Origin of the sequence: Citrobacter sp. S46_ASV_140, assembly GCF_018919545.1 — a bacterium.
Taxonomy (GTDB): domain Bacteria; phylum Pseudomonadota; class Gammaproteobacteria; order Enterobacterales; family Enterobacteriaceae; genus Citrobacter; species Citrobacter braakii.
This window is the reverse complement of record NZ_JAHLRC010000026.1, coordinates 42,523-50,637: the sequence shown is the minus strand read 5'-3', so window position 1 is coordinate 50,637 and position 8,115 is coordinate 42,523. Positions and strand designations below refer to the sequence as shown.

Genomic DNA, 8,115 nt, shown 5'->3' with positions numbered 1-8,115 from the left:
TCTTCTGTTTCTCACAGATTCTTCCCGATTTATCCACAGGATGATCCAGAATCGGCTAAGTGTAAACGATCCTGGAGAAGTGCTGCAGGTTTTAGCGCGCATATTGAAAAAATTAATGAGTAAAGATGCTTTACTGCTTAAACGATCTAATAAAGATCCCGAGCGATCCTTGCGCTTTATCCGCCAGCCCGTATAATTCTTACCCCCAGCGAGTAACGGTCGCCTTACGGCGTCAACGCTGCCTGTTTTATACGCGAAACCATGCGGAAAAAAGCGGGAAATAAGGAAAGAGAATTGACTCCGGAGTGTACAATTATTACAATCCGGCCTCTTTAATCACCCACACTGTGGCGTAAGTCGTTCGAAATTCGTTCGGGTATACGCAAAAGTCAGTGAATTTATTCAAGTTTAGGTAGAAATCGCCATGAAACGCACTTTTCAACCGTCTGTACTGAAGCGCAACCGTTCTCACGGCTTCCGTGCTCGTATGGCTAATAAAAATGGTCGTCAGGTTCTGGCACGTCGTCGTGCTAAAGGCCGTTCTCGTCTGACCGTTTCTAAGTAATAAAAGCTAGCCCCTGAGTGGTTAAGCTCGCATTTCCCAGGGAGTTACGTTTGTTAACTCCCACTCATTTCACATTCGTCTTCCAGCAGCCACAACGGGCTGGCACGCCGCAAATCACCATCCTCGGCCGCCTGAATTCGCTGGGGCATCCCCGTATCGGTCTTACCGTCGCCAAGAAAAACGTTAAACGCGCGCATGAACGCAATCGGATTAAACGTCTGACACGTGAAAGCTTTCGTTTACGTCAGCACGAACTTCCAGCAATGGATTTCGTGGTGGTGGCGAAAAAAGGGGTTGCTGACCTCGATAACCGTGCTCTCTCGGAAGCGTTGGAAAAATTATGGCGTCGCCATTGTCGCCTGGCTCGCGGGTCCTGATAGCCCTTATTCGGGTCTATCAACGCCTGATCAGTCCGCTGCTTGGGCCGCATTGCCGTTTCACTCCAACCTGTTCGAGCTACGGAATTGAGGCATTGCGCAGGTTTGGAGTGATAAAAGGCAGTTGGTTGACGGTGAAACGCGTATTAAAATGCCACCCTTTACACCCTGGTGGTGACGATCCCGTCCCGCCCGGACCATTTGATACCAGAGAACACTAACGATGGATTCGCAACGCAATCTTTTAGTCATCGCTTTGCTGTTCGTGTCTTTCATGATCTGGCAAGCCTGGGAGCAGGATAAAAACCCGCAACCTCAGGCCCAACAGACCACGCAGACAACGACCACCGCAGCGGGTAGCGCCGCAGACCAGGGCGTACCGGCCAGTGGCCAGGGGAAACTGATTACGGTTAAAACTGACGTGCTTGATCTGACCATCAACACCCGTGGTGGTGATGTGGAACAGGCTTCACTGCCAGCTTACCCGAAAGAACTCGGTTCTACCGAACCGTTCCAGTTACTGGAAACCACGCCACAGTTCATCTACCAGGCACAGAGTGGCCTGACAGGTCGTGACGGCCCGGATAACCCGGCTAACGGCCCGCGTCCGCTGTACAACGTCGAAAAAGACGCGTTTGTACTGGCTGACGGTCAGAACGAACTGCAGATCCCGATGACCTATACTGACGCAGCGGGTAACATATTCACTAAAACGTTTGTACTCAAGCGCGGTGAATATGCTGTCAACGTTAACTACAGCGTGCAGAACGCCGGCGAAAAACCGCTGGAAGTCTCCACCTTTGGTCAGCTGAAGCAATCCATCAATCTGCCATCTCATCGCGACACCGGTAGCAGCAACTTTGCGCTGCACACCTTCCGTGGCGCGGCGTACTCCACGCCGGATGAGAAGTATGAGAAATACAAATTCGACACCATTGCTGAAAACGAAAACCTGAACGTCAATGCTAAAGACGGCTGGGTCGCAATGCTGCAACAGTATTTCGCAACGGCATGGGTTCCGCGTAACGACGGCACCAACAACTTCTATACCGCTAATCTGGGTAACGGCATTGCCGCTATCGGCTATAAATCACAGCCGGTACTGGTTCAGCCTGGCCAGACTGGCGCGATGACCAGCACCCTGTGGGTCGGCCCGGAAATTCAGGATAAAATGGCGGCAGTTGCACCGCACCTGGATCTGACCGTGGATTACGGCTGGTTGTGGTTCATCTCTCAGCCGCTGTTCAAACTGCTGAAGTGGATCCATAGCTTCCTGGGTAACTGGGGCTTCTCCATCATCGTTATCACCTTTATCGTTCGTGGCATCATGTACCCGCTGACTAAAGCGCAGTACACCTCCATGGCGAAGATGCGTATGCTGCAGCCGAAGATTCAGGCTATGCGTGAGCGTCTGGGCGATGACAAACAGCGTCAGAGCCAGGAAATGATGGCCCTGTACAAAGCTGAGAAGGTTAACCCGCTGGGCGGCTGCTTCCCGCTGATCATCCAGATGCCAATCTTCCTGGCGTTGTACTATATGCTGATGGGCTCCATTGAACTGCGTCATGCGCCGTTCGCTCTGTGGATCCATGACCTGTCTGCACAGGACCCGTACTACATCCTGCCGATCCTGATGGGCGTGACGATGTTCTTCATTCAGAAGATGTCTCCGACCACCGTGACCGACCCGATGCAGCAGAAGATCATGACCTTCATGCCGGTCATCTTCACCGTGTTCTTCCTGTGGTTCCCATCAGGTCTGGTGCTGTACTATATCGTCAGCAACCTGGTAACCATTATTCAGCAGCAGCTGATTTACCGTGGTCTGGAGAAACGTGGCCTGCATAGCCGCGAGAAGAAAAACTCCTGATACTAGTCGTAGGGGCGTTGGCTGAATTTGCTTGCCGCCTTCCTGCACTTGAATTATTTCGAGTATTCACGGTAAAGTTAATGCCAGAGAAGGCGGTCATTAGACCGCCTTTTTTACATTTACAAGAGAGCTATCATGAACCATAACGACACCATCGTCGCTCAGGCCACCCCACCGGGACGTGGTGGCGTGGGTATCCTGCGCATCTCCGGCCTGAAGGCGCGCGAGGTTGCAGAAACCGTACTGGGGAAACTACCAAAACCGCGCTATGCCGACTATCTGCCGTTTAAAGACGCGGATGGCAGCACGCTGGATCAGGGAATTGCCCTGTGGTTCCCCGGCCCGAACTCCTTTACCGGTGAAGATGTTTTAGAGCTTCAGGGCCACGGCGGTCCGGTGATTCTCGATCTGCTGCTCAAACGTATTCTGACCATTCCCGGGCTGCGCATTGCCAGACCGGGTGAATTCTCCGAGCGTGCGTTTCTCAATGATAAGCTTGATCTGGCCCAGGCAGAGGCAATTGCCGACCTGATCGATGCCAGCTCAGAGCAAGCCGCTCGCTCGGCGCTGAACTCGTTGCAGGGCGCATTTTCTGCACGGGTAAATCATCTTGTGGAAGCGCTCACTCACCTGCGCATCTACGTGGAAGCGGCGATCGACTTTCCGGATGAAGAAATCGACTTCCTGTCTGATGGTAAGATTGAAGCGCAGCTCAACAACGTTATCAGCGATCTCGATGCTGTTCGTGCCGAAGCGCGTCAGGGCAGCCTGCTGCGCGAAGGGATGAAGGTGGTCATTGCCGGTCGCCCAAATGCCGGGAAATCAAGCCTACTGAACGCGCTGGCAGGTCGTGAGGCGGCCATTGTGACCGACATTGCGGGTACGACTCGCGACGTACTGCGTGAGCATATTCATATCGACGGTATGCCGCTGCACATCATCGACACTGCCGGTCTGCGCGATGCCAGCGATGAAGTTGAACGCATTGGTATCGAACGCGCGTGGCAGGAAATTGAACAGGCCGACCGCGTTCTGTTTATGGTTGATGGCACCACCACCGACGCCGTGGACCCGGCTGACATCTGGCCAGACTTTATTGCCCGTCTGCCAGCCAAACTGCCGATTACCGTGGTGCGTAACAAAGCGGATATTACCGGTGAGACGCTGGGCCTTAGCGAAGTAAATGGCCACTCACTAGTTCGCCTATCCGCGCGTACCGGTGAAGGCGTTGACGTGCTGCGTAACCATCTCAAACAGAGCATGGGCTTTGAAACCAATATGGAAGGCGGCTTCCTGGCGCGCCGTCGTCACCTGCAGGCGCTGGCAGAAGCGGCGGAGCATCTCGAGCAGGGTAAAGCCCAACTGCTCGGAGCATGGGCCGGAGAATTGCTGGCAGAGGAACTACGTCTGGCGCAGCAGAACCTCAGTGAGATCACCGGGGAATTTACCTCCGACGATCTGCTGGGAAGGATTTTCTCCAGCTTCTGTATTGGCAAATAACGTTGTGTTGCCCGGTGGCGCGATGCCTACCGGGCCTACAGTACCCGTAGGTCGGATAAAGCAAAGCGGCTATCCGGCTACAAGTGATTTCCCATGTGGAAATCACTGTTGTCCAAATGGCAACTCGTGCAGTTGACTCTCTGCCCGTATGCTTAGCGCCACATTCCTCATGAGGTCGCTATGACACGCTTTCTAATCTGCAGTTTCGCCCTGGTGTTACTCTATCCCGCGGGTATTGATATGTATCTGGTGGGGCTGCCCCGTATTGCTGCCGATTTACAGGCCAGCGAGGCGCAACTGCATATCGCGTTTTCGGTTTATCTGGCGGGAATGGCGACGGCGATGCTGTTTGCCGGGAAAATTGCCGACCAGTCAGGACGCAAACCCGTCGCTATTGTCGGCGCCCTCATCTTTATTTTCGCCTCTGCGCTGTGTTCATTCGCCGAAAGCGGTACGCCGTTTCTCACAGGCCGCTTTATTCAGGGTGTAGGCGCAGGCTGCTGCTATGTGGTGGCGTTCGCCATCCTGCGCGATACGCTCGACGATCGCCGCCGGGCGAAGGTACTGTCGCTGTTGAACGGTATCACCTGTATCGTGCCGGTACTGGCACCGGTGATGGGGCATCTGATTATGCTCAAATACCCGTGGCAGAGCCTGTTCTACACGATGATCGGTATGGGGGTGGCCGTTTGCTTGCTGTCAGTGTTTATCCTGCGAGAATCGCGCCCAGCGACGCTCCCGGCATCTGCAGAGAAGAACCACCTATCTGAATCGCTGGTGAACCGTTTTTTCTTAAGCCGCCTGGCCATCACCACTCTCAGCGTGTCGGTGATCCTGACCTTCGTGAATACTTCGCCGGTGCTGTTGATGGAAGTGATGGGCTTTGACCGTGGTGAGTACGCCACCACGATGGCCATGACCGCAGGCATCAGTATGGCGGTCTCGTTCTCTACGCCATTCGCCCTGAGCGTGTTTAAACCTCGCGTTCTGATGCTGACCTCACAAGTGCTGTTTCTGTCTGCTGGTGTGGTGTTAACCCTGGCCAGTACGCACATGGTGACGCTGTTTGGGCTGACCTTAATCTGTGCCGGGTTCTCGGTCGGCTTCGGTGTCGCGATGAGCCAGGCGTTGGGACCTTTCTCGCTGCGTGCGGGCGTTGCCAGCTCGGCGTTAGGTATTGCGCAGGTTTGCGGTTCCTCGCTGTGGATATGGCTGGCGGCGGTGCTCGGTCTTGATGCGCTGAATATGCTGATCGGGATTCTGATTGGCTGTAGCATAGTGAGTATCATGCTGATTATCACAGTAGCACCTAACCGGTCCACGCCAACTCATGAAGAAATCCCTCAGCAGTCTCGATCTTAATTTATTGCTCTGCCTACAGCTGTTGATGCAGGAACGCAGTGTTACCAAAACTGCCAAACGGATGAACGTCACACCGTCGGCGGTCAGCAAGTCGCTGTCTAAACTGCGGGCCTGGTTTGACGATCCACTGTTTGTAAACACCCCGCTGGGGCTAACGCCAACACCGCTGATGGTCAGCATGGAACAGAACCTGGCAGAGTGGATGCAGATGAGCAACCAGTTGCTGGATAAGCCGCACCATGAAGCGCCGCGCGGGCTGAAGTTTGATCTGGTGGCCGAAACGCCGCTGGTGATGATCATGTTTAACGCGCTCTCCCGACAGATCTATCAGCGTTATCCCCAGGCGACGATAAAAATACGCAACTGGGACTATGATTCGCTGGATGCAATTATTCGCGGCGAGGTGGATATCGGCTTTACTGGCCGGGAAAGCCATCCGCGTTCGCGTGAACTGTTGAGTTTGCTGCCGTTGTCGATCGACCATGAAGTGCTGTTTTCCGATCTCCCCTGCGTCTGGCTACGTGAAGATCATCCGGCATTGCAGGAAGAGTGGAATCTGGACACATTTCTGCGCTATCCGCACATCAGCATTAGCTGGGAGCAAAGCGATACCTGGGCACTGGATGAAGTCCTGCAAGAGATGGGGCGCGCACGCAATATTGCGTTATGTCTGCCCGGTTTTGAGCAGTCGCTGTTTATGGCCGCCCAGCCGGATCACGCGCTAATAGCCACAGCTCCGGTTTATTGCCAGCGTTATAACCAACTCCACCAGCTTCCGCTCGTGGCGCGTCCTATGCCTTTTGATGCCGCGCAGCTGGAAAAAATGCGCGTACCGTTCACCCTTCTTTGGCACAAACGTAACAGTCATAATCCTAAGATCGTCTGGTTGAAAGACACCATCAAGGCGCTTTATCGCGATATGTCCTGACGTTGCACCGCCACTTTGTTGCTAAATCGACTATTCTGGCAACAGAAATGTAAATATCGCGTAATGTATTCTATTTCAGCTTACTTTTTGGGCAGCAAAGCCTGCCTGGATGCCGCGTAAATGTTACTCTGGTAATTATCACGGACCATTAATCACGGAGCGAAAAATGGCGACACATTTTGCCAGAGGGATTCTTACGGAGGGACACCTGGTTTCAGCTCGCCTCCCTTCTCCATGTCATATCGAAGCAAGAGATCTCCCCGCACATCGCCGAACACGTTTCCTGGCTTCCCGAAGTTTACTCGCTGAACTGATGTTTATGCTTTACGGCACCAGTACGCTGCCCGAGATTGTTACTCAGGCCAAAGGTAAGCCCGTTTTTCGCGATAAGAACCTGCCGGGATTTTCGATTTCCTATGCCGGGAATATCGTTGGCGTTGCGCTAACAACTGAAGGAACGTGCGGGCTGGATATGGAACTGCAGCGAGCTACCCGCAGCTTTCACCATCCGCATTCAACGGAAACATGGCGCTTCTCCAGCAACGAAAATCTGTGGATCAATAACCAAAACGACCCCAACGAAGCACGCGCGCAGCTCATTACGTTGCGCCAGAGCGTACTCAAACTCACCGGCGATGTAAGCAATGATGATCCGCACGAACTCCAGCTTTTACCCGGCGCAGGACGTCTGAAATGTGCCCATGTTGCGCAGGTTGAAGCCATTTGCGATGCGGAAGATGTACTGGTGTGGTCGGTTGCGGTTACGCCAACCATTGAAAAACTCAAGGTTTGGGAGTTTGATGGTAAACAGGACTGGAAAAGTTTGCCTGATATCCAGACCCGCGCCAATGAGCCTACGGGTCGTCTGATCCGGTTCTCTCAATTATGCGCAGCGAAGAGCCATACGCTTTGATTTAACCTTTATGATGAAACAGGAGTCACCATGTCAGAAACATTGAATGTTGTTACGTTACTGGGAAGTCTACGCAAAGGTTCGTTTAATGGAATGGTTGCCCGTACGCTGCCCAAGATTGCTCCAGCAGGAATGGAAGTCAACGCGTTGCCATCAATTGGTGATATCCCACTGTACGATGCCGACCTCCAGCAGGAAGAAGGTTTTCCGGCAAGCGTAGAAGCGCTGGCAGAGCAAATCAGGAAGGCTGACGGTGTCGTCATCGTGACACCGGAATATAACTATTCCGTGCCTGGCGGACTGAAGAACGCCATCGACTGGCTGTCCCGCCTGCCGGATCAGCCATTATCGGGTAAGCCGGTGCTGATCCAGACCAGCTCCATGGGCGCCATTGGCGGCGCGCGCTGCCAGTATCATCTGCGTCAGATCCTGGTGTTCCTCGACGCCATGGTAATGAATAAGCCGGAATTTATGGGCGGCGTGATTCAGAACAAAGTGGACCCGCAAACAGGTGAAGTGATCGACCAAAGTACGCTGGACCATCTAACCGGCCAGTTGACCGCATTTGGCGACTACATCCAGCGTGTGAAAGCCTAAAAG

The 8,115-nt window shown here is 53.6% G+C and carries 10 protein-coding genes; all 10 read left to right on the top strand.

What is annotated here, in order from left to right; genetic code table 11:
- Window positions 1–196: hypothetical protein (locus KQJ19_RS09740; RefSeq protein WP_216403600.1), on the top strand; the 196-nt coding region annotated here is incomplete at its 5' end.
- A gap of 228 nt (window positions 197–424) precedes the next feature.
- Window positions 425–565, top strand: a complete 141-nt coding sequence (gene rpmH, locus KQJ19_RS09735) for a 50S ribosomal protein L34 (RefSeq protein WP_003023858.1) — start codon at window positions 425–427, stop codon at window positions 563–565.
- A 17-nt stretch (window positions 566–582) separates the two neighbouring features.
- Complete coding sequence (gene rnpA / locus KQJ19_RS09730) at window positions 583–942, top strand: ribonuclease P protein component (protein ID WP_003844432.1); 360 nt, start codon at window positions 583–585, stop codon at window positions 940–942.
- A complete protein-coding gene (gene yidD / locus KQJ19_RS09725; RefSeq protein ID WP_003023846.1) occupies window positions 906–1,163 on the top strand; it encodes a membrane protein insertion efficiency factor YidD in 258 nt (85 codons plus the stop codon). The genes rnpA and yidD overlap by 37 nt, the downstream gene beginning before the upstream one ends.
- Window positions 1,164–1,165: 2 nt before the next feature.
- A complete protein-coding gene (gene yidC, locus KQJ19_RS09720) occupies window positions 1,166–2,812 on the top strand; it encodes a membrane protein insertase YidC (RefSeq protein ID WP_216403599.1) in 1,647 nt (548 codons plus the stop codon).
- A gap of 135 nt (window positions 2,813–2,947) precedes the next feature.
- Window positions 2,948–4,312, top strand: coding sequence for a tRNA uridine-5-carboxymethylaminomethyl(34) synthesis GTPase MnmE (gene mnmE, locus KQJ19_RS09715; RefSeq protein ID WP_016155071.1), 1,365 nt, complete (start codon window positions 2,948–2,950; stop codon window positions 4,310–4,312).
- A gap of 180 nt (window positions 4,313–4,492) precedes the next feature.
- Window positions 4,493–5,674, top strand: a complete 1,182-nt coding sequence (locus KQJ19_RS09710; protein ID WP_019078000.1) for an MFS transporter — start codon at window positions 4,493–4,495, stop codon at window positions 5,672–5,674.
- The gene (gene yidZ, locus KQJ19_RS09705; RefSeq protein WP_016155073.1) at window positions 5,643–6,602 is read left to right on the top strand and encodes an HTH-type transcriptional regulator YidZ; all 960 of its coding nucleotides are present in this window, start codon (window positions 5,643–5,645) and stop codon (window positions 6,600–6,602) included. The genes KQJ19_RS09710 and yidZ overlap by 32 nt, the downstream gene beginning before the upstream one ends.
- Before the next feature lie 166 nt (window positions 6,603–6,768).
- Window positions 6,769–7,515: a 4'-phosphopantetheinyl transferase superfamily protein gene (locus KQJ19_RS09700; protein WP_016157819.1), complete on the top strand. Its 747-nt coding sequence runs from the start codon at window positions 6,769–6,771 to the stop codon at window positions 7,513–7,515.
- A 30-nt stretch (window positions 7,516–7,545) separates the two neighbouring features.
- Window positions 7,546–8,112 carry an NADPH-dependent FMN reductase gene (locus KQJ19_RS09695; RefSeq protein ID WP_003827046.1) on the top strand — a complete coding sequence of 189 codons (567 nt, stop codon included), beginning with the start codon at window positions 7,546–7,548 and terminating at the stop codon, window positions 8,110–8,112.
- The last annotated feature ends 3 nt before the right edge of the window (window positions 8,113–8,115 follow it).

What these genes read in the sequence shown, in the direction of transcription:
- yidD (WP_003023846.1), top strand. Translation starts at nt 906, where the DNA reads ATGGCGTCGCCATTGTCGCCTGGCTCGCGGGTCCTGATAGCCCTTATT.
- KQJ19_RS09695 (WP_003827046.1), top strand. Translation starts at nt 7,546, where the DNA reads ATGTCAGAAACATTGAATGTTGTTACGTTACTGGGAAGTCTACGCAAA.
- yidC (WP_216403599.1), top strand. Translation starts at nt 1,166, where the DNA reads ATGGATTCGCAACGCAATCTTTTAGTCATCGCTTTGCTGTTCGTGTCT.
- yidZ (WP_016155073.1), top strand. Translation starts at nt 5,643, where the DNA reads ATGAAGAAATCCCTCAGCAGTCTCGATCTTAATTTATTGCTCTGCCTA.
- rpmH (WP_003023858.1), top strand. Translation starts at nt 425, where the DNA reads ATGAAACGCACTTTTCAACCGTCTGTACTGAAGCGCAACCGTTCTCAC.
- mnmE (WP_016155071.1), top strand. Translation starts at nt 2,948, where the DNA reads ATGAACCATAACGACACCATCGTCGCTCAGGCCACCCCACCGGGACGT.
- KQJ19_RS09700 (WP_016157819.1), top strand. Translation starts at nt 6,769, where the DNA reads ATGGCGACACATTTTGCCAGAGGGATTCTTACGGAGGGACACCTGGTT.
- KQJ19_RS09710 (WP_019078000.1), top strand. Translation starts at nt 4,493, where the DNA reads ATGACACGCTTTCTAATCTGCAGTTTCGCCCTGGTGTTACTCTATCCC.